The sequence below is a fragment of the Stenotrophomonas sp. GZD-301 genome (genome assembly GCF_049310345.1).
Taxonomy (GTDB): Bacteria; Pseudomonadota; Gammaproteobacteria; order Xanthomonadales; family Xanthomonadaceae; genus Stenotrophomonas.
The window spans coordinates 1-18,903 of sequence record NZ_JBMOWY010000018.1 but is presented as its reverse complement, the minus strand read 5'-3'; the positions used below and the strand labels follow the sequence as shown (position 1 = coordinate 18,903).

Genomic DNA, 18,903 nt, shown 5'->3' with positions numbered 1-18,903 from the left:
GCCACACACATCACACCCCGCGTGTGACACACGAGGTGCTCTCCCCGCCCCCCCTCGACCTCGGTGAAGGGGTCGGCGACCTCACGGGTGTCCACGACCTGGCCCGCCTCGCTGACGGTCAGGGTGTGGCCGTGGAAGGCATACACCCGGCGTGCCGGCAGGCCGATGATGGAGTAGCGCCCGAAGCGTTCGCCGCCTTCGACCGATTCAAACAGGTAGGTATGCGGGCCGTCGGCGAGCTTCAGATAGACCGAGAGCGGCGTGTCCAGGTCGGACAGCACTTCGCGGACGACGGGGATGCGGGTGTGGCCTTCAGCGGCCTGCTGCTGGAACTGCTCGAGCGTGATCAAGACGACTTTCCTTCCGGGAAACGGCGGTGGCGGGACGGACGACGGCAACAGGCCACCATCGCCACCAGCGGCGAGCGGAAGAAAGGGTATGCGGGGTCGTCAGAATGGACACGCGGCGACTGTACCGCATTGGCGGCACCGGATGGAACCCGGCGGCGCCACGGGGGTCAGCGCCGCGACAGCAGCGGGCTGTCCAGCGGCAGGTGCAGCCGGACCCGGCCCGGCACGCAGTCGATGCGGAAGCGGCGGGCGCGGACCGGCTCGCCATCCAGATTCAGGGTGAGCGGCTCGGCGGCCTCGATCTCCACCCAGGGGGCCTGGACGCGTTCGGCCACCTGTTCCAGCGCGCCCCGTTTGCCGCCCTTGACCAGGGCGGTAAGCGTGGAGGCGACTTCGCCGCTGAGCTCGGGAATCAGGGTGAGATCCAGCAGGCCGTCGTCGATATGCGCGTCCGGGCACAGCACCTGGCCACCACCGGCCTGGCGGCCGTTGCCGACCCCCAGCGCGATGAAACCACCTTCCCACTCGAAACCGGGGGCACGCACCCGCGCCTGGATCGGCTCGATGCGGCCCAGCCGCGATACGCCGGTGATCAGGTAGGCCAACCCGCCAAGCATCTTCTTCAGGCCTTCGTCGGTTTCCACCGTGACCTCGGTACCAAAGCCGCCACTGGCCACGTTGGCGCACCACCAGCGCTTGCCATCGGCATCGATACACAGCAGGTCCACCGGGCGCGGCGGCTCATGTTCGATCAGTGCCAGCGCCTGGCCGGGATCGTCGGGAATCTCCGCCGCCGTGGCGAAATCGTTGGCCGTGCCCAGCGGCACCAGGCCCAGCGACGGCAGCGTGTCGGCATCTTCATCCCGGTGCGCCAGCGTTTCGGCCACTTCACTGAGCGTGCCGTCACCGCCGGCGGCAATGATGGTATCCACGCCATGCGCGATCGCCTCGGCCACATAGCGTTCGGCATCGCCCTCCTCCCAGGTCACCCGCACCTCCAGCGTGGCCCCGCGCTCACGCAGCGCGTGCACCGCCTCGCGCAGGTCGGTGTTGCCGGTGGACTTGCCGTTGAGGATCAGACGCCATCGCTTGCCACGCATGCAGCACTTCCACGGATCAGGGAGGCGCAGGCTAGCAGTGCGCCGCGTCGGGGGCGGTGAAGCCGCCTTCCCGCCCGCGCCGATCGCGTCATCAAAGCGTCATCGCGCGCCCGGAGAATGGGAGTCCATAGCAGGGACGACGGATGGAGGCAGGATCAGCCTCCGAATATTCCCAGGGCCGCATCCGAGAGGGTGCGGTCTTTTTTTTTGCCCGCGATGCGCGCAGCCGACCAACGGTCGGCTCTACGGGTGCTCAGCCTTCAGCAAACGCCTGCAGCGCATCGCCTTCCATGCGGTACACGGTCCACTCGCTCTGCGGCTTCGCGCCGGCAGCTTCGTAGAACCTGATTGCCGGTTCGTTCCAGTCCAGCACCGACCATTCGAAACGGCCACAGCCTTCGGCGACCGCGATACGCGCGATGTGCTGCAGCAGCGCCTTGCCGGCACCGCTGCCGCGCTGCTGCGGGCTGACGTACAGGTCTTCCAGGTAGATGCCGTTGCGGCCCAGCCAGGTGGAGTAGTTGTAGAAGTACACGGCGTAGCCGATGGCCTCGCCACCGGCCTCGCAGATCAGCGCGCGCGCCTTGGCATCGGCGCCGAACAGACTGGCGCGGATGCCGGCCTCGTCGGTCTGCACCGACGACTCGGCCTTTTCATAGATCGCCAGCTCGCGGATGAAGCGCAGGATCAGCGCCGCATCCTCGGCGGTGGCCACGCGGATGTTCACCGTCGCCACCGGCATGGCTCAGCCCCTCGCCTGGGCGACGTTCTGGCGCATCTGCGCGATCACGTCCTGGTAGCTGGTCTTGGCGTTGAAGATCGCCGAGCCGGCCACGAAGGCATCGGCACCGGCGGCGGCGATCGCACCGATGTTGTCGGCTTTGACGCCGCCGTCGATCTCCAGCCGCACGTCGCGGCCGCTGGCATCGATCTTCTGGCGCACCACGCGCAGCTTGTCCAGCGCCGAGGGAATGAACGCCTGGCCGCCGAAGCCCGGGTTGACCGACATCAGCAGCACCAGATCCAGGTCGTCCAGCACCCAGTCCAGGATGTCCACCGGGGTGGCCGGGTTGAGCACGATGCCCGGCTTGCAGCCCAGCGAACGGATCAGCTGGATGGTGCGGTGGACGTGGCGGGAGGCCTCCGGATGGAAGCTGATGTAGGTGGCACCGGCCTCGGCGAAGTCCGGAATGATGCGGTCCACCGGCTCGACCATCAGATGCACGTCGATCGGCGCGGTGACGCCGTGCCTGCGCAGCGCCTGGCAGACCATCGGGCCGATGGTCAGGTTGGGCACGTAATGGTTGTCCATCACATCGAAGTGCACCCAGTCCGCACCGGCTGCGAGCACGTTGTCCACTTCCTCGCCGAGGCGGGCGAAGTTCGCGGACAGGATGGAGGGGGCGATGATGCAGTTGGACATGGCCGGGGCCTTCAGGACGTGGATGGGGTGGCGCCGCGCGGGATCAGCGCTTGCGCAGGGTCTTGATGCGGTCGTAGGCGGCGTTGAGCTGGCGCGACTTGCGCTCGGCCTGCTGGCGCAGCTCCGGGGCGGCGCCGACGACCTTGTCGGGGTGGTACTGGGAGATCAGCCGGCGGTAGGCCAGGTCGACCTCGGCGTCGGTCGCCTCGGAGGTCAGCCCCAGCTCGCGGTACGGGTTCTCCCTGTTCAGCCGGAACCAGTCAGCGTCGAAGGCATGCCCGATCAGCAGGCCGACCACGGCCCCGAACAGCGGATTGGGCCTGAAAAGCAGGGCGCCGGCGATGAATCCGAGCAGTTTTCCGTACCAGCGCATGGTCGTGGGGGCGGCCGGGTCGACAAAGGAGACTCATTTTACGTCACAGCGGGCCCAACCCGCTTTACACTAGGCCGCCCGCTGTCTGTGCGGGCCCTCCGGGTCCCCTGGACAGCTGTCTTGACGAAGCCTCAGGAGTGCCCGTGCCGACCACGTTGTTGCAATCCGATCTCCCCGGCCTGCCCTTGCGCCATCGCGGCAAGGTGCGTGATGTTTTCGACATTCCGCGCGACCGGCTGCCCGCCGGCACTCCGCCGGGGGACTACCTGCTGATGGTCGCTACCGACCGTCTGTCGGCCTTCGACGTGGTGCTGCCCGATCCGATTCCCGGCAAGGGCGAAATGCTCTGCCAGGTGTCGAATTTCTGGTTCGCCAAGACCGCCCACCTGATGCCCAACCACCTGACCGGCATCGATGTGGCCAGCGTCCTGCCCGAGGGCGTGGACCCGGCGCTGTACGCCAAGCGCGCGGTGGTCACCCGCAAGCTCAAGCCGGTACCGGTGGAAGCGATCGCCCGCGGCTACCTGATCGGCAGCGGCTGGAAGGACTACCAGCGCACCGGCAAGATCAGCGGCATCGACCTGCCCGACGGTCTGCGCCAGGCCGAGCAGCTGCCCGAGCCGATCTTCACCCCCTCGACCAAGGCCGCCGTGGGCGACCATGACGAGAACATCGATTTCGACGCGATGGTGAAGACGGTCGGTGCGGATCTGGCCGAGCGCGTGCGCGATGCCACCCTGCGCATCTATGCATTCGCCGCCGACTACGCGCGCGAGCGCGGCATCATCCTGGCCGATACCAAGTTCGAGTTTGGTACCGATGCCGATGGCCGGCTGTACATCATGGACGAGATGCTGACGCCCGATTCCTCGCGTTACTGGCCGGCCGACGAGTACGAGGTGGGCACCAGCCCGCCGAGCTACGACAAGCAGTTCGTGCGTGACTACCTGGAGACGCTGGACTGGGGCAAGACCGCCCCCGGCCCGAGCATTCCGGCCGAGATCATCGAGCGCACCCGCGCCAAGTACGCCGAGGCGCTGCAGCGCCTGGCGGGTATCTCGGTAGATTGAGATCGGTGGGTGGAGCCGGGCAGAGCCCGGCTCTACCAGCGTCGGCGCGCTGTAGAGCCGACTGTTAGTCGGCTGCGCTGTAGAGCCGACCGTTGGTCGGCTGCGCTGTAGAGCCGACCGTTGGTCGGCTGCGGCAAGTCAGGGGCAGCGGCGGAGTATCCTGTCTGGACTCCGGAGGCTCAATGTCCACGACGACCCAGCTTGAGCGGCCCATCGACCGCTACTTCGCCAGCTATTCCGACGACCACCGCAATGCGATCAACCAGCGCATCCATGTGATCGCGGTGCCGGCGATCATGTGGTCGGTGATCGCGCTGCTGTGGTGCCTGCCGCCGTTGATCACCTGGTTCCAGTACGGGATCTGGGCCGGCCTGGCCATGTTCGCCGCGTGGGCCTACTACAACCGTCTGTCGCGCCGGCTCGGCTACGGGATGCTCGCCCTGTTCTTCGTCAGCGGCTGCCTGTGCCGGCTGCTGGAAGCCGAAATCGGCCTGCGCGGCCTGTTCTGGCTGGGCCTGGGCGTGTTCGCCGTGGCCTGGGTGGCGCAGTTCATCGGGCACAAGATCGAAGGCCGCAAGCCCAGTTTTCTCACCGATCTGGTGTATCTGCTGATCGGCCCGGCCTGGGTGATGGCCAAGCTTTACCGTCGCCTGGACTGGCGCTTCTGACCGCACTTTCCTGAACGGACCGCCGCACTCACCGGGGGTCCACGCGCAGGCGTCCAGCATCGCGTCAGACCCCCCGCCCGGGTACGCTGGCGTTCAGCTCCGTGACCGTCCGGGGGCTTGCGCAGCCCCTGCCATTGCTGGGCCGAACCTGCCCGGCGCCCCCTGCGACAGGCCACGTTCGGCAAAGCCGCCCTACCGGTTCCATACGGCCCGCGACGGTCCCGGATGGACCCACTGACGAGGCTGAAAAAATGAATCAGCGCACGTTACATGCAGTTCGAAGCGTATTCGGGAGTATCGGCGACAATTGCCTGCCTGTTAGACTGAACGACCTGCTCGTGAATCCCGCATTCCCTGCATGAATCCCAGTCTGCTCCTGCTGCTCGCCCTGCCCTTCCTGATGGCCGTGGCGGTCGCTTCATTCCGACGCACCTCCCGCTCCACGGCCGCCTGGTTGGCCGCGGCCGCTCCGTTGGGTGGGCTGGCGCTGCTGGCGACCCTCACCCCCGAGATCCTTGGCGGTGGCGTTGTCCGCAGTTTCGGGCAGTGGCTGCCGCAGATCGGGCTGGCGTTCTCTCTGCGGCTGGACGGGCTGGCCTGGATGTTCGCCGGGCTGGTGCTGGCCATCGGCGCGCTGGTGGTGATGTACGCCCACTACTACCTCAGCGCCCGCGACAGCGCCCATCGCTTCTACTGCTACCTGCTGCTGTTCATGGGCGCCATGCTGGGCATGGTGCTGTCGGGCAACCTGCTGCTGCTGATGGTGTTCTGGGAAATGACCAGCATCAGCTCGTTCCTGCTGATCGGGTTCTGGTCGCACCGCCAGGATGCGCGCGAGGGCGCGCGGATGGCGCTGGTGGTGACCGGCGGCGGCGGCCTGGCCCTGCTCGGTGGCGTGCTGCTGATCGGCCGCATCGTGGGCAGCTTCGAGCTGGATGTGGTGCTGGCGGCCGGCGATGCGATCCGCGCCAGTGCGCTCTATCCCTATGCGCTGTTCCTGGTGCTGGCCGGCATCTTCACCAAGAGCGCGCAGTTCCCCTTCCATTTCTGGCTGCCGCACGCGATGGCCGCGCCGACGCCGGTGTCGGCCTACCTGCACTCGGCCACGATGGTCAAAGCCGGCGTGTTCCTGCTGGCGCGGCTGCACCCGGCCCTGTCCGGCACCGACCTGTTCTTCTATACGGTCAGCGGCATCGGCGCGATCACCCTGCTGATCGGCGCCTGGAACGCGATCTTCCAGCACGACCTGAAAGGCCTGCTGGCGTACTCGACGATCTCCCACCTGGGCCTGATCACGATGCTGTTCGGGTTGTCGGCCCCGATGGCGGTGGTCGCCGGCGTGTTCCACATCCTCAACCACGCCACCTTCAAGGCCTCGCTGTTCATGGCCGCCGGCATCATCGACCATGAAGCCGGCACCCGCGACATGCGCAGGCTCGGCGGCCTGCGACGCCTGATGCCCTTCACCAGCGCCCTGGCGATCATCGCCTCGCTGGCGATGGCCGGCATTCCACTGCTCAACGGCTTCCTGTCCAAGGAAATGCTGTTCGCCGAGGCGCTGACCACGGAAGGCCCGGCAGCGATGCGCATCGCCATGTCGGTTGCCGCCCTGCTGGCCGGCGTGTTCGGCGTGGCCTACAGCCTGCGCTTCGTGCACGACACCTTCTTCGGCAAGGGCCCGCACGATCTGGACCGCGTGCCGCACGAGCCGCCGCGCTGGATGAAGGTGCCGGTGGAGATTCTGGTGGTGGTCTGCGTGGCGGTCGGCGTCGCCCCCGCCATCACCATCGCGCCGGTGCTGCACGCGGCCGCCTCCTCCATCCTCGGCCCGGCGATGCCCGCCTACAGCCTGTCGGTGTGGCATGGCTTCAATCTGCCGCTGGCGATGAGCGCGGTCGGCGTGCTGGGCGGCATTGCCCTGTACTTCGGCCTGCGCCGCCTGATCAATCTGCATGCGGTGGTCACCCGCACCACCGGCCGCAACCTGTTCCATAAGCAGCTTGACCTGGTGTTCGGCTTCGCCCACCGGCTGACCCAGGGGCTGGCCAACGGCAGCCTGCAGCGCATGCTGCTGGGGCTGGTGGTGGTGGCGATCATCGTCGCGGCGGCCCCGTTCGTGGCCACGCCGGTCTCGCCCAACTGGCCGTCGCCGCAGCCGCTGCCGCTGCTCGGCTGGGCGCTGTGGCTGGTGATGATGGCCTGCGCGTTCGGTGCGCTGTCCAAGTACCGCCAGCGCCTGCTGGCGGTACTGCTGCTCGGCGGCGTCGGCCTGATCGTGTCGCTGACCTTCGTGTTCCTGTCCGCCCCCGACCTGGCGCTGACCCAGCTGCTGGTGGAGATGGTCACGCTGGTGCTGATGCTGCTGGGCATGAACTACCTGCCGGTGCAGTCGCCACGGGAGCGCTCGCCCTGGCGCAAGGGGCGCGACGTGCTGATCGCGGTGCTCGGCGGCGGCGGTCTGGCCGCGCTGGCCTACACCGCAATGACCCTGCCGCCCAACACGATGGCCGGCGAGCTGCTCGCGCGCGCCCTGCCCGAAGCGTACGGCCAGAACGTGGTCAACGTGATCCTGGTGGACTTCCGCGGGTTCGATACCTTCGGCGAGATCACCGTGTTCGGCATTGCCGCCCTGGTGGTGCACGCCATGCTGCGGCGTTCGCGGATGGCCCCGGAGCAGATCATGCCCGGGCCGCCGATCAAGCTGCCGGTCCCGGCTGATCTGGCCCAGATCATGTTCCCGCTGACCCTGACCGTGTCGATCTTCCTGTTCCTGCGCGGCCACAACGCGCCGGGCGGCGGCTTCATCGCCGGTCTGGTGCTGGCCGTGCCGCTGGTGATCCAGTACGTGATCCAGGGCACTGCCTCGGTGGAGTCGCGCTTCGGTTTCGACTACATCCGCTGCATCGGTGCCGGCCTGCTGATCGCCATCGTCAGCGGCAGCGCGTCGATGCTGTTCGGCGTGCCGTTCCTGACCAGCGGCCACCTGGACCTGCACCTGCCGCTGATCGGTGAGGTGCCGCTGGCCAGCGCGATCGGCTTCGACACCGGCGTGTACCTGGTGGTGTTCGGCGGGGCGATGCTGATGCTGTCGATGATGGGCACCATCAAGCCGTCGCGCACCCGCAGCGCCCGCAAGGGCGAGATCGATCCCAACCGTCGTTCGGCAAAGACCGGGGAGATGCACTGATGGAACTGGCCCTGGCAAGCGCGATCGGTGTGTTGGCCGCGATCGGCATCTACCTGCTGCTGCGCGCGCGCAGCTTCGACGTCATCCTTGGCATGACCTTCCTTTCCTACGCGACCAACCTGCTGATCTTCGCCGGTGGACGCCTGGTCTCGGGCAAGGCGCCGGTGCTGCGCGAGGGCATCGACAGCGATCTGGGCAACTACACCGATCCGCTGCCGCAGGCGCTGGTGTTGACCGCGATCGTGATCGCCTTCGCGATGACCGCCGTCAGCATCGTGCTTGCCATGCGCAGCCGCAGCGACAACCATAGCGACCACGTCGACGCACACGAAGAAGAGTCCGATACCGCGCCTGCCGATACCGCGCCGGGCCGGGAGGGCGGCGCATGAACCATGCGGTGATCCTGCCGATCCTGATTCCGTTGTTCGGCGCGGCCTGCTCGCTGTTCGTGGAGCACCGCCGTTACGGGCCCAAGGTCCAGCGCAGCGTGGCGTGGACCACGCTGACCGCGCTGGCCGCCGCGGTCGCGCTGCTGTTCGCGCAGACGGCCGATGGCAGCATCGCGGTGTACCTGCTCGGCGACTGGCCGTCGCGGCTGGGCATCGCGCTGGTCGCCGACCGCCTGTCGGCGTGGATGCTGGTCACCACGCTGCTGCTCGCCATTCCCTGCCTGCTGCACGCCTGCTCGGGCTGGGACCGTCGCGCGCCGCACTTCCACGCGCTGTTCCAGTTCCAGCTGGTCGGCCTCAACGGCGCTTTCCTGACCGGCGACATCTTCAATCTGTTCGTGTTCTTCGAGGTGATGCTGATCGCCTCCTACGGCCTGCTGCTCAGCGGTGGGCGCGGCCTGCGCATGCGCATCGGCCTGCACTATGTGGTGTTCAACGTCACCGCCTCGACCCTGTTCCTGATCGCCCTGGGCCTGCTGTACGCCTCGCTGGGGTCGCTCAACATGGCCGAGCTGTCCCAGCGCATCGCCGAGGTGCCGCCCTCGCACCTGCTGCTGGTCAAGGCCACGATGGGCCTGTTGCTGCTGGTGTTCTGCAGCAAGGCCGCGCTGATGCCGCTGTACCTGTGGCTGCCCGAGGCCTATGCGCGCGCGCCGGCCGCGGTGGCGGCGCTGTTCGCGATCATGACCAAGGTCGGGCTGTATGCGGTGCTGCGGGTGAGCACGCTGTGGTTCGGCGAGGATGCCGGCGCGATGGCCGGCTACGGCAGCGACTGGCTGCTGTGGGCGGGCGTGGCCACGCTGGTGCTCGGCGGCCTGGGCGTGCTGGCGGCGGCGCGGTTGCGGGTGCTGATCTCCTACCTGGTGGTGGTGTCGGCGGCCACGCTGTTCATCGCCTTCGCCGTGCGCACTCCGCAGGTGCTGTCGGCCGGGTTGTACTACCTGCCGCACAGCACCTTCGTCGCCGCAGCGCTGTTCCTGGTGGCGGACCTGATCCGCCGCCGGCGGGGTGGTGCGAGCGACCGCAAGGAAGTGATCGCACCGATGCCGGGCAAGCAGACCCCGGCGGTGCTGTTCCTGATCGGCGCGGTGGCCGTGGCCGGCCTGCCGCCGCTGTCCGGCTTCCTGGCCAAGGCCGCGCTGCTGGCCGGCATGCCCCCGGCCTACACCGGGGTGGTGTGGACGGCGGTCCTGGGCAGCAGCCTGATGGTGATCGTCGGCCTGACCCGCGCCGGCATCCGCCTGTTCTGGCGCGTGCCGGTGGCCGAAGACGGCGCACCGCCCGCACGCAAGGCGCCGACGCGTACCGTCGAACTCATCGCCGCGGCCCTGCTGTTGAGCTACGGCATCGCGATGAGCCTGTTCGCCGGCCCGCTGATGCAGCACACCGACGCGATGGCCACCCAGCTGCTGCAGCCGCAGGAGTATGTGAACGGGCTGCGCGCGACCACGCCGGAGATCCGCCAGCCATGAGCGCCCGTCCTTCGCTGTACAAGCGCGTGCTGCCCTCGCCCTCACTGAGCGTGATGGTGGTGGCGTTCTGGCTGCTGATGTCCGACAGCTTCACCGTGGGCCAGTTCGTGCTCGGCATGTTCCTGGGCCTGGTGGTGCCGCTGTTCGCCGCGCGGCTGGACCGCGAGTTCGCCCGCATCGGGTCGCTGCGGCCGCTGCCCAAGCTGGTAGTGGTGACCCTGTGGGACATCCTGGTCTCCAACATCCGCGTGGCGATCCAGGTGCTGGGGCCGGAGCGCCGCATCCACCCCGGGTTCATCTGGCTGCCGCTGGACATCGCCAACATCCACGGCATCGCCGCGCTGACCAGCATGATCACGCTGACCCCGGGCACCGTGTCGGCCGCGCTGTCGGACGACCGCCGCTACCTGCTGGTGCATGTGCTGCACCTGGACGACCCGGACGAGCTGATCCGGCAGATCAAGACCCGCTACGAAGCCCCGCTGATGGAGATTTTCCCATGACCGGATACATGTTCATCCAGACCACGATGGTGGTGTGCATGCACGTGGTCGGCCTGGCCATGCTGCTGGCCACCTGGCGCCTGCTGCGCGGCCCCACCGTGCCCGATCGCATCCTCGCGCTGGACACCCTGTCGGTGACGGCAATCGCCGAGCTGATGCTGTTCGGCATGTACCTCAACTCGGCGGTGTACTTCGAAGCGGCGCTGATCATCGCCATGCTCGGGTTCGGCAGCACCGTGGTGCTGAGCAAGTTCGTGCTGCGCCGGGACATCGTCGAATGATCACCTTCATCCAGATCGTGCTGTCGATCCTGCTGCTGTTCGGCTGCTTCTTCATTCTGGTCGGCGCGCTTGGCCTGGTGAAGCTGTCGAGTTTCTTCAAGCGCCTGCATGCGCCGACCAAGGCCAGCACGCTGGGCGTGGGCTGCGTGCTGGTCGGGTCGGTGTGCTATCACATCTTCCTCGGCGAAGACCCGCAGCCGCGCGAGCTGCTGATCACCGTGTTCCTGTTCATCACCGCCCCGATCAGCGCCCACATGATGGCCAAGGCCGCACTGTCGCTGATGATGGAAAAGCGCCCCACCCTGCCGGGCGATGAAACGGCGAAGGAAGAAGCACTGCCGCCGCCGGAACCGCGCCGCGACGACACCCCCTGACGCGCCAACGGCGACGGTGAAACGGCCGCGACGGCGCGCTGTCAGCCGCCCGTGGCCAGCGCCAGCTCCAGCGCGATCCAGCCCAGGAACGCCACCAGCAGCACGCCGCCCTCGCGGCGGCTGATGGTCAGGTCGCCGCGCAGCATCGGATACAGCACCAGCACGAAGGCGATCGCCGCCGGCAGCTCCAGCTTCACGAACGACTCGGGCAGCGCCAGCGGTCGCAGCGCGGCCATGCCACCCACCACCACCAGCAGATTGAACAGGCTCGAGCCGATGACATGGCCCAGCACCATGTCGCCCTGCCCACGCCGTGCGGCGGCGATGGCCGCGGCCACTTCCGGCAGGGCGGTGCCGATGGCGACGGGCAGCAGGCCGACCAGCAGCGGCGACCAGCCCAGGCCCGCACCGAACACCGGTGCGGCCTGCACGACCCAGCGCGCGCCGTAGTACAGGCAGACCGCAGCGAACACCACGCGCAGCACGTTGAGGAACAGGCCGGTACGGGTCATGGCGTAACCGGCGATGGCATCACGCACCGGCTCGGACTCCTGCCGCGCACGGCGCAGCACGAACACCAGCACCGCCACGAAGCCCAGCAGCAGCAGCGCGCCCTCCCAGCGTGCGACCACCCCGTCCAGCCCGAACACGATCAGGGCCAGGCTGGAGACCGCCAGCAGCACCAGCAGCGGCGAGAGCAGCCGTGCACGCACCAGCAGCGGCGCCGCGAGGGCGGCCATGCCCAGGGTCAGGCCCACATTGACGATGTTGCTGCCCACCGCGTTGCCCAGCGCCAGCGCCTCCGCGCCGACCACGAAGGCCCGCGCGTTGACCACCAGTTCGGGCAGCGACGTGCCGAAGGCGACCAGCAGCAACCCGGCCACGAAGGGCGAGGCGCCGAAGCGCTGGGCCAGCCCGGAGGCCGCCTTGACGATCGAATCGCCGCCCAGCGCGAGCAGCACCAGACCCAGTACGAACCATGTGGCAGCAGCGATCATCGGTGAATCCCCCGGTGGCAGGCGTGGCCCGATTCTAGGGCCACGGTGGCGTTACAGGCAGCCTTCCACGTAATCGACCTGCGGCGGCAGCCCCACCCGCCAGTCGGTGACGGTGCCATTGCCGTCGATTTCGAAGTTGATCAGCGCGCCGCCCTCGCTGGCCGGGCGCACGCGCAGGTTGTGGCCCTTCTCGTCGTACTTGTGCGGGGTGACGTCGCCGCGGTCCGGATAGAGCGTCTGCAGCTCGCCCAGCGACATCCCGACCTTGCCACCGCCCGGGGCGACGATGCGGTCGTTGTGCACGTCGTAGCGGACCAGACGCCGGCCTTCGATCATGAACACCACATCCTCGGCCTGCGCGCCCTGCGGCCGCAGCGAGTGGCAGTAGTCATCGGGGACCTCACCCTGCAGCGGCTCCTTCCAGGCCGCGCGGACCTGGTCCAGCGAGCTGTCCAGGCTGACCGGGCCGTAGCCATCCAGACGCGCCGTTCCGGTGGCCGCCGCGGCTGCCGGCGGATCGGCGGGCGTCGCCGGTGTTGCGGTCGGGCCGGCGGGCGCCGCCGCTGCCCCGGCGGCGTCGGGCGTGGAATCCGCCGTTCGCCCACATCCCCCCACGGCCAGTACCAGGCCCAGGGCCAGAACGCTTCCCAGCTGCTTCATGCGGTGTCCTCCAGTCGGTGTCGGGCAGCCTAGCGCGATCGCCGTGCAGTGGCTGCATGCAGCCCGGGGGGCTGTCATCGCCGTTTCACCTGCCGCGTTCAGGCTCGGCCTGCACCGCATCGACCCCACGCCCATGCAACCGCGCAAGACCGACCTCGCCCGCACCGCCCTGCAGGCCCACCGTGCGCCCCTGGACATGCGCCAGCGCCGCCTGCTGATCCTGTGCGACGGCCAGCGCGACCTGCCGCAGCTGACCGCCCTGGTGGGCGCGGAAGCGTCGGCAATGGTGATCCAGCTGATCCAGGCCGGCTATCTGGTCTCCGCGCCCCCGGGGGCCACGCCGGCGTCGACGCCGGCCGCGCCTGCTCCGGTCGCCGCCGCACCGGTCCGTACCGGGGTGGCAGCCCCCGTCGAGCGCCGCCGCTCGCTGGTGGCCGCGCGCATCTATCTGCTCGGCATTCTGGAACTGCAGCGCCATCCCCGCGCTGCGGCGCTGTTCCACGCCCTGCAGCAGGCACGCAGCGATGCGGACGTGATCAACGGCCTGCACACCGCGCTGGAGGCCCTGCCGGCCCTGACCTCGCCCGGCTATGCCGAACGGGTGCGGCAGCGCCTGCTGGAGGTATTGCCGGAGGCGCATTCGGCCGGCTTCGCGCACAGCATGGCCTAACCCTGGAGGGCCGGTGGGTTTGACCGTCTACCTTGGCCGTGATAATTAACATGGCCAAGGTATCTATCATGGCCGTGATAGGCCCATCGGAGACCACCGTCATGCCATCGCCCCTGCCTCCCCACTGGCCTGCTGCCGAGCGCCAGCTCGCCGAGCACTTTCTCCGGCATGGCTGGCATGTATCCGCCGCAGGGACGCCTGCCGAGCCTGCAGCGGATCTCCTCGCCGAAAAGGGGCCTCTGCACTATGTGGTGGAAGTGAAATCTTCCGCAGAGCCGCGAGCTGATCGCGTCCTTCCGATGCTGTCCCAGGCGATTCTGCAGGCGTCGCGCCATGCCCTGCATACCGGCGCCCAACCATTGGCTGTCGTCCATGTCCGTCAGGCAAGCGATGGACTCGTCGATAAGATTCGTGCGTTCCACCAGGCCTATGCACCGGAGACGGCCATCGGCGTTCTGAGCAGTGCCGGCGGCGCCTGGTTCATAGGAGAAGGATTGGAGGAGTTGAACGTTGCGCCAACGATCGAGCCCGTTCCTTCGAACGCAGGCACGCTCAGGCATGCGTCGGATCTGTTCTCGGATCTGAATCAGTGGATGCTCAAGGTCCTGTTGGCTCCGGAAATCCCCGAAAGGCTCCTGCATGCGCCTCGGGGGGAATACCGGACCGGTGGTGATCTCGCCGCTGCCGCGCAGGTGTCTGCCATGAGCGCCTCCCGCCTGCTGCGTCGCCTCGGCGAAGAGGGATTTCTGGATACGTCGGGAAAGACGATCAGACTGGTGCGCAGGCGCGAACTCTTCCTCCGTTGGAGCTCTGCGGCCGGGCGCTCGTCTGCAGAGATGCGGATGACCTCCGTGCTTCCCATCAGCCCGCCAAAGAACCTGCTGCGCATCGCTCAGCATCTCGACGCCTGCGTGGGCATGTTTTCCGCTGCAGACCTGCTCGGCGTGGGGCATGTCAGTGGCGTGCTTCCCTATGCGTACGTGCGCAGGCTGGCACCGAGCCAGCTTCCGCCCGGTCTGATGCCGACTCAACCGGGCGACCGCCCGCAGTTGATTCTCAAACAGGCCCTCGCGCCCGAGTCGCTGTTCCGCGGGGCGGTGCGCTTGGACGGAGCGCTTGCAGCGGACGTCCTCCAGATCTTCCTTGACACGACCTCACATCCGTCGCGAGGACGGGAACAGGCGGAATTCCTGCGCAACAACGTGCTCGCCGACGTCATGGGGGCAGCTGATGAATGATCGACAGGCATTTGCCAGACTGGTCGGCGCATTGTCTCCGTGGCACCCGAAACTGGTGTTCATTGGAGGATGGGCGCACCGGCTCTACCGACTTCACCCGAATTCGCAGGCGCAATCCCACGCTCCCTTGGCGACGTTGGATGCGGATGTTGCTTTCGCGGAAGGCGAGAAGCTCGAGGGGAGCATGAACCATAGCCTGCGCGACGCCGGCTTCATCGAGCAGTTGACAGGGAACCATCACCCGCCCATCTCGCAGTACGCACTGGGAGAGGACGACGCCAACGGCTTCTATGCGGAGTTCCTGACACCCCTGTCGGGCAGCGGCCTGAGGCGCGACAAAACGCCGTATCTCACGGTGGAGAACGCCGGAGTGACGGCGCAGCGCCTGCGCTACCTGGAGATACTGCTGCTATCACCGTGGCAGGTGACCCTGGATGAAGCGTGGCTGGACGCACGGGGCTGCCAGCTGCAGATTCCCAATCCGGTGAGCTTCATCGTCCAGAAGCTGCTGATTCACGATCGGCGACCGGACGACAAGAAGCCGCAGGACATCCTCTACATCCATGATGCGCTCCAGCTGTTCAACCATGAGCTGGATCTGCTGAAGAACATCTGGGAGGCGTCGCTCCTCCCAGCAATACATTCCAACCAGGTCGATGCCATCGTCGCATCCAGTACACAGTGCTTCGGGCACATGAGCGACCGGTTGCGCGACGCTGCGGCCATTCCCCAGGATCGCGACCTCGACCCTGAACGGATGCGCCAGACCTGCCATCTCATGCTGGGAGAAATCCTGGGCATACGCGTGTCCTGAGTCAGGTATCCACGCCGTGTACCGGCGTGGATGCACGTACGGCTACTCCCGGGGGAAGTTGGCCTTCAGCCCCTGCCAGCAGTGCTGGTAATCGCGCTGCCGGTGCGCGGCGTCCATCGCCTGCGCGGTGGGGCGGATCACGCCGCGGGTCTCGAACATGAAGGCCATCGTGTCCTTGATGACGTCCGGCCTGCTCAGGTCCGCTGCCGAGGCCTTGTCGAAGGTGGCCGCATCCGGGCCGTGCCCACTCATGCAGTTGTGCAGCGAGGCGCCGCCGGGCACGAAGCCTTCGGCCTTGGCGTCGTAGGCGCCGTGGATCAGGCCCATGAACTCGCTGGCGATGTTGCGGTGGAACCACGGCGGGCGGAAGGTGTCCTGCGCCACCAGCCAGCGGGGCGGGAAGATGGCGAAGTCCATGTTGCTGGTCCCGGGCGTGTCGCTGGGCGAATGCAGCACCAGGAAGATCGACGGGTCCGGATGGTCGTGGCTGATCGAGCCGATCGTGTTGAAGCGGTGCAGGTCGTAGCGGTACGGCGCGTAGTTGCCGTGCCAGGCGACCACGTCCAGCGGCGAATGGTCGATGTCCGCGCGCCACAGCTGGCCGCCGAACTTGGCGATCAGCTCGAACGCGCCGTCGAGGTCTTCGAAGGCGGCGTGCGGGGTTTCAAAATCGCGCGGGTTGGCCAGGCCGTTGGAACCGATCGGCCCCAGGTCGGGCAGCTTCAGCAGCGCGCCGAAGTTCTCGCAGATGTAGCCGCGAGCCTGCCCGTCGGGCAGCTCGACCCGGAAGCGCACGCCGCGCGGCATCACCGCGATCTGCTGCGGCTCGATTTCGATCACGCCGAACTCGGTGAGCAGGCGCAGGCGGCCGAGCTCCGGCACGATCAGCAGCTCGCCGTCGGCGTTGTAGAAGTAGCGGCCCTGCATGTCCGCGTTGGCCGCGTACAGGTGGATGCCCACACCGTGGTGCGCATCCGGCGCGCCGTTGCCACCCATCGTGTACAGGCCATCGATGAAGTCGGTGGGCGTGGTCGGCAGCGGCAGCGGGTTCCAGCGCAGCTGGTTGGGCGAGACCGCACCGTGGGCGAAGTCGCTGTGCAGGTGCGGCTGCGCATAGGCGGTGAACTCGCCGTGGGTCACCGCCGGACGGATCCGGTAGACCCAGCTGCGGCGGTTGCTGCCGCGCGGCGCGGTAAAGGCCGTGCCGGACAGCTGCTCGGCATACAGGCCGTGCGCCACCCGCTGCGGCGAATTGCGCCCGACCGGCAACGCTCCCGGCACGGCTTCGGTGGCGAACTCGTTGCCGAAACCGGTCTGGTAACCGCGTGATGCGATGGAGGTGGGCATGGTCGGGCTCTCATGGTGCCGGGCGGATCCCGGCGTTGTGTTCATTCGTACTGGGGCGGTGGGGCGGCCGGGCCGCCCCGTGCCACGTTACAGTACGCCGCGCTTCATCTGGTCGCGCTCGATGCTCTCGAACAGCGCGGTGAAGTTGCCTTCGCCGAAGCCTTCGTTGCCCTTGCGCTGGATGATCTCGAAGAAGATCGGGCCGATGCAGTTGGTGGTGAAGATCTGCAGCAGTTTGCGCTGCTTGGTCTCCGGGTCGGCGTCGATCAGGATCTTGTTCTTCGCCAGGCGCGCCACGTCTTCGCCGTGGCCCGGCACGCGCATGTCGATCACGTCGAAGTAGGTCTCCGGCGTATCCAGGAACTCCACGCCCTGCGCGCGCATCGCCTCGACGGTCTCGTAGATGTTCTCGGTGAAGCAGGCAATGTGCTGGATGCCCTCGCCCTTGTAGGCGTCGAGGTACTCGTTGATCTGGCTCTTCGGATCGGAGGATTCGTTGAGCGGAATGCGCACGATGCCGTCCGGCGCGGTCATCGCCTTGGACACCAGGCCGGTCTTGAGGCCCTTGATGTCGAAGTAGCGGATCTCACGGAAGTTGAACAGGCGCTCGTAGTAGTCCGACCACTGCTGCATGTTGCCGAAGTACAGGTTGTGGGTCAGGTGGTCGATGAAGGTCAGGCCGAACCCGACCGGACGCTGCTCGGCACCGTCGATCGGCGCGTAGTCGGTGTCGAACATGCTGCCGTTGGCGCCGTAGCGATCCACCAGGTACAGCATGCAGTCGCCGATGCCCTTGATCACCGGTGCCGGCACGGCCTTGGTCTCCGGCTTGAAGTCGATCGCCTCGGCGCCGTTGCCGAGCGCCATCTGGAACACCTCGTCGCCCGGCTTCTGGAAGCGGATGGCGAAGCCACAGGCGCACGGGCCATGCTTCTCGGCGAAGTCGGCGGCGAACGAATCGGGCTCTTCGTTGACCAGGAAGTTGACGTCGCCCTGGCGGTACACGGTGATCGCGCGCTGCTTGTGGCGCAGCACCGCGGAGAAGCCCATCTTGCGGAAATAGGCGTGCAGTTCGGCGCCCCGGCCGGCCGGCGCAGCAAATTCGACGAACTCGAAACCGTCGATGCCCATCGGGTTTTCGAAGGTGGTGACCTGCATGCCCGGGTTGGGTGCGTGGGACGCGGTGCTCAGTTGGCTGCTCATGATGTGGCTCCAAAGCAAGTCCGCATCGGAAAAAACCAGGTGCGGGAGGAAGGCAGACCCGCGAGAATGCGGAGTCCGGACTGAAGGGTTATAGTTTCACATGAAACCACCATCAAGGTGCACCGCAGCATGAGCCCGCCCGATCCCACCAGCCACAGCATCCGCGCCTCGCACGCCCTGCTCGATCTGGAGCAGTTCCTGCCGTATCGGCTCAGCGTGTTGTCCAACCGGGTCAGCGGCAATATCGCCAAGCTGTATGGGGACCGTTATGGCCTGGCGATCCCGGAATGGCGGGTCATCACCATCCTGGCCCTGTACCCGGGTTCGTCGGCGAGCGAGGTGTCCGATCGCACCGCGATGGACAAGGTGGCCGTCAGCCGTGCCGTGGCCAGACTGCTCGAACGGGGCTTCATCAAGCGTGAAACCCACGGCGACGACCGCCGCCGCTCGGTGCTGGCGCTGTCGGCGGCCGGGTTCGAGGTCTACGAGACCATCGCCCCGCTGGTGATCGAGATCACCCGCAAGCTGATGTCCGTGCTCAGCGAGGAGGAGGAGCAGATGCTGGAAACGCTGATCCTGCGCCTGGCCGGGGAAGGTCTGCAGCGCATGGACGAGGCGTAGAGCCGGGCTCTGCCCGGCTGCATCATGACGGTCGGCCGGGCAGAGCCCGGCACTACTCGCCCACGTGCTTTTCCCCCGCATACACCCCCAGGGCAGCCCGTT

The 18,903-nt window shown here is 67.5% G+C and carries 20 protein-coding genes and 1 pseudogene; 12 read left to right on the top strand and 9 right to left on the bottom strand.

The window, feature by feature from the left end:
- The 5 genes and pseudogenes from ACO6VK_RS04875 to ACO6VK_RS04855 all read right to left on the bottom strand — a co-directional run.
- A pseudogene (locus ACO6VK_RS04875) lies at positions 1 to 350 on the bottom strand (anthranilate synthase component I); the annotation flags it as partial.
- A 167-nt stretch (positions 351 to 517) separates the two neighbouring features.
- Positions 518 to 1,450, bottom strand: a complete 933-nt coding sequence (yegS, locus tag ACO6VK_RS04870) for a lipid kinase YegS (protein ID WP_422505819.1) — start codon at positions 1,448 to 1,450, stop codon at positions 518 to 520.
- 253 nt (positions 1,451 to 1,703) lie between these two features.
- Positions 1,704 to 2,186 (bottom strand): GNAT family N-acetyltransferase, encoded by a 483-nt coding sequence (locus ACO6VK_RS04865; RefSeq protein ID WP_422505821.1) that lies wholly within the window; start codon positions 2,184 to 2,186, stop codon positions 1,704 to 1,706.
- A 9-nt stretch (positions 2,187 to 2,195) separates the two neighbouring features.
- On the bottom strand, positions 2,196 to 2,873 hold the full coding sequence (gene rpe / locus ACO6VK_RS04860; protein ID WP_422505818.1) for a ribulose-phosphate 3-epimerase: 678 nt from the start codon (positions 2,871 to 2,873) through the stop codon (positions 2,196 to 2,198).
- Positions 2,874 to 2,916: 43 nt separating this feature from the next.
- A complete protein-coding gene (locus ACO6VK_RS04855; RefSeq protein WP_422505817.1) occupies positions 2,917 to 3,246 on the bottom strand; it encodes a J domain-containing protein in 330 nt (109 codons plus the stop codon).
- A 143-nt stretch (positions 3,247 to 3,389) separates the two neighbouring features.
- Between ACO6VK_RS04855 and ACO6VK_RS04850 the strand changes: the two genes are divergently transcribed.
- The 8 genes from ACO6VK_RS04850 to ACO6VK_RS04815 all read left to right on the top strand — a co-directional run bounded on the left by ACO6VK_RS04850 (position 3,390) and on the right by ACO6VK_RS04815 (position 11,250).
- Entirely contained in the window at positions 3,390 to 4,316 is a 927-nt protein-coding gene (locus ACO6VK_RS04850; RefSeq protein WP_422505816.1) for a phosphoribosylaminoimidazolesuccinocarboxamide synthase, read from the top strand.
- 182 nt (positions 4,317 to 4,498) lie between these two features.
- On the top strand, positions 4,499 to 4,984 hold the full coding sequence (locus ACO6VK_RS04845) for a DUF962 domain-containing protein (RefSeq protein ID WP_422505815.1): 486 nt from the start codon (positions 4,499 to 4,501) through the stop codon (positions 4,982 to 4,984).
- A gap of 358 nt (positions 4,985 to 5,342) precedes the next feature.
- On the top strand, positions 5,343 to 8,171 hold the full coding sequence (locus tag ACO6VK_RS04840) for a monovalent cation/H+ antiporter subunit A (RefSeq protein WP_422505814.1): 2,829 nt from the start codon (positions 5,343 to 5,345) through the stop codon (positions 8,169 to 8,171).
- Positions 8,171 to 8,560 (top strand): Na+/H+ antiporter subunit C, encoded by a 390-nt coding sequence (locus ACO6VK_RS04835; RefSeq protein ID WP_422505813.1) that lies wholly within the window; start codon positions 8,171 to 8,173, stop codon positions 8,558 to 8,560. The genes ACO6VK_RS04840 and ACO6VK_RS04835 overlap by 1 nt, the downstream gene beginning before the upstream one ends.
- Positions 8,557 to 10,092 carry a monovalent cation/H+ antiporter subunit D gene (locus ACO6VK_RS04830; protein ID WP_422505812.1) on the top strand — a complete coding sequence of 512 codons (1,536 nt, stop codon included), beginning with the start codon at positions 8,557 to 8,559 and terminating at the stop codon, positions 10,090 to 10,092. Before ACO6VK_RS04835 ends, ACO6VK_RS04830 begins: the two co-directional genes overlap by 4 nt.
- The gene (locus ACO6VK_RS04825; RefSeq protein WP_411852436.1) at positions 10,089 to 10,595 is read left to right on the top strand and encodes a Na+/H+ antiporter subunit E; all 507 of its coding nucleotides are present in this window, start codon (positions 10,089 to 10,091) and stop codon (positions 10,593 to 10,595) included. Before ACO6VK_RS04830 ends, ACO6VK_RS04825 begins: the two co-directional genes overlap by 4 nt.
- Entirely contained in the window at positions 10,592 to 10,876 is a 285-nt protein-coding gene (locus tag ACO6VK_RS04820; protein ID WP_070472350.1) for a K+/H+ antiporter subunit F, read from the top strand. Before ACO6VK_RS04825 ends, ACO6VK_RS04820 begins: the two co-directional genes overlap by 4 nt.
- On the top strand, positions 10,873 to 11,250 hold the full coding sequence (locus ACO6VK_RS04815; RefSeq protein ID WP_422505811.1) for a Na+/H+ antiporter subunit G: 378 nt from the start codon (positions 10,873 to 10,875) through the stop codon (positions 11,248 to 11,250). The genes ACO6VK_RS04820 and ACO6VK_RS04815 overlap by 4 nt, the downstream gene beginning before the upstream one ends.
- Positions 11,251 to 11,291: 41 nt before the next feature.
- Here ACO6VK_RS04815 and ACO6VK_RS04810 read toward each other — a convergent pair whose 3' ends face one another.
- Both ACO6VK_RS04810 and ACO6VK_RS04805 read right to left on the bottom strand, forming a co-directional pair.
- Positions 11,292 to 12,248 (bottom strand): sodium:calcium antiporter, encoded by a 957-nt coding sequence (locus ACO6VK_RS04810; protein WP_422505810.1) that lies wholly within the window; start codon positions 12,246 to 12,248, stop codon positions 11,292 to 11,294.
- A gap of 51 nt (positions 12,249 to 12,299) precedes the next feature.
- Positions 12,300 to 12,908 carry a hypothetical protein gene (locus tag ACO6VK_RS04805; RefSeq protein ID WP_422505809.1) on the bottom strand — a complete coding sequence of 203 codons (609 nt, stop codon included), beginning with the start codon at positions 12,906 to 12,908 and terminating at the stop codon, positions 12,300 to 12,302.
- A 133-nt stretch (positions 12,909 to 13,041) separates the two neighbouring features.
- Between ACO6VK_RS04805 and ACO6VK_RS04800 the strand changes: the two genes are divergently transcribed.
- The 3 genes from ACO6VK_RS04800 to ACO6VK_RS04790 are packed head-to-tail and all read left to right on the top strand — an operon-like array spanning position 13,042 to position 15,630.
- Positions 13,042 to 13,578: a hypothetical protein gene (locus ACO6VK_RS04800; RefSeq protein WP_422505808.1), complete on the top strand. Its 537-nt coding sequence runs from the start codon at positions 13,042 to 13,044 to the stop codon at positions 13,576 to 13,578.
- Between the two features lie 50 nt (positions 13,579 to 13,628).
- The gene (locus ACO6VK_RS04795; protein ID WP_422505807.1) at positions 13,629 to 14,816 is read left to right on the top strand and encodes a hypothetical protein; all 1,188 of its coding nucleotides are present in this window, start codon (positions 13,629 to 13,631) and stop codon (positions 14,814 to 14,816) included.
- Positions 14,809 to 15,630 carry a GSU2403 family nucleotidyltransferase fold protein gene (locus tag ACO6VK_RS04790; protein WP_422505806.1) on the top strand — a complete coding sequence of 274 codons (822 nt, stop codon included), beginning with the start codon at positions 14,809 to 14,811 and terminating at the stop codon, positions 15,628 to 15,630. Before ACO6VK_RS04795 ends, ACO6VK_RS04790 begins: the two co-directional genes overlap by 8 nt.
- A 42-nt stretch (positions 15,631 to 15,672) precedes the next feature.
- Here ACO6VK_RS04790 and hmgA read toward each other — a convergent pair whose 3' ends face one another.
- Both hmgA and hppD read right to left on the bottom strand, forming a co-directional pair.
- Complete coding sequence (gene hmgA / locus ACO6VK_RS04785; RefSeq protein WP_422505805.1) at positions 15,673 to 16,977, bottom strand: homogentisate 1,2-dioxygenase; 1,305 nt, start codon at positions 16,975 to 16,977, stop codon at positions 15,673 to 15,675.
- Between the two features lie 87 nt (positions 16,978 to 17,064).
- Positions 17,065 to 18,135: a 4-hydroxyphenylpyruvate dioxygenase gene (gene hppD / locus ACO6VK_RS04780; RefSeq protein ID WP_422505820.1), complete on the bottom strand. Its 1,071-nt coding sequence runs from the start codon at positions 18,133 to 18,135 to the stop codon at positions 17,065 to 17,067.
- Between the two features lie 174 nt (positions 18,136 to 18,309).
- On the opposite strand from hppD, the gene ACO6VK_RS04775 reads away from it, so the two are divergent.
- Positions 18,310 to 18,801 (top strand): MarR family winged helix-turn-helix transcriptional regulator, encoded by a 492-nt coding sequence (locus ACO6VK_RS04775; protein ID WP_411852442.1) that lies wholly within the window; start codon positions 18,310 to 18,312, stop codon positions 18,799 to 18,801.
- The last annotated feature ends 102 nt before the right edge of the window (positions 18,802 to 18,903 follow it).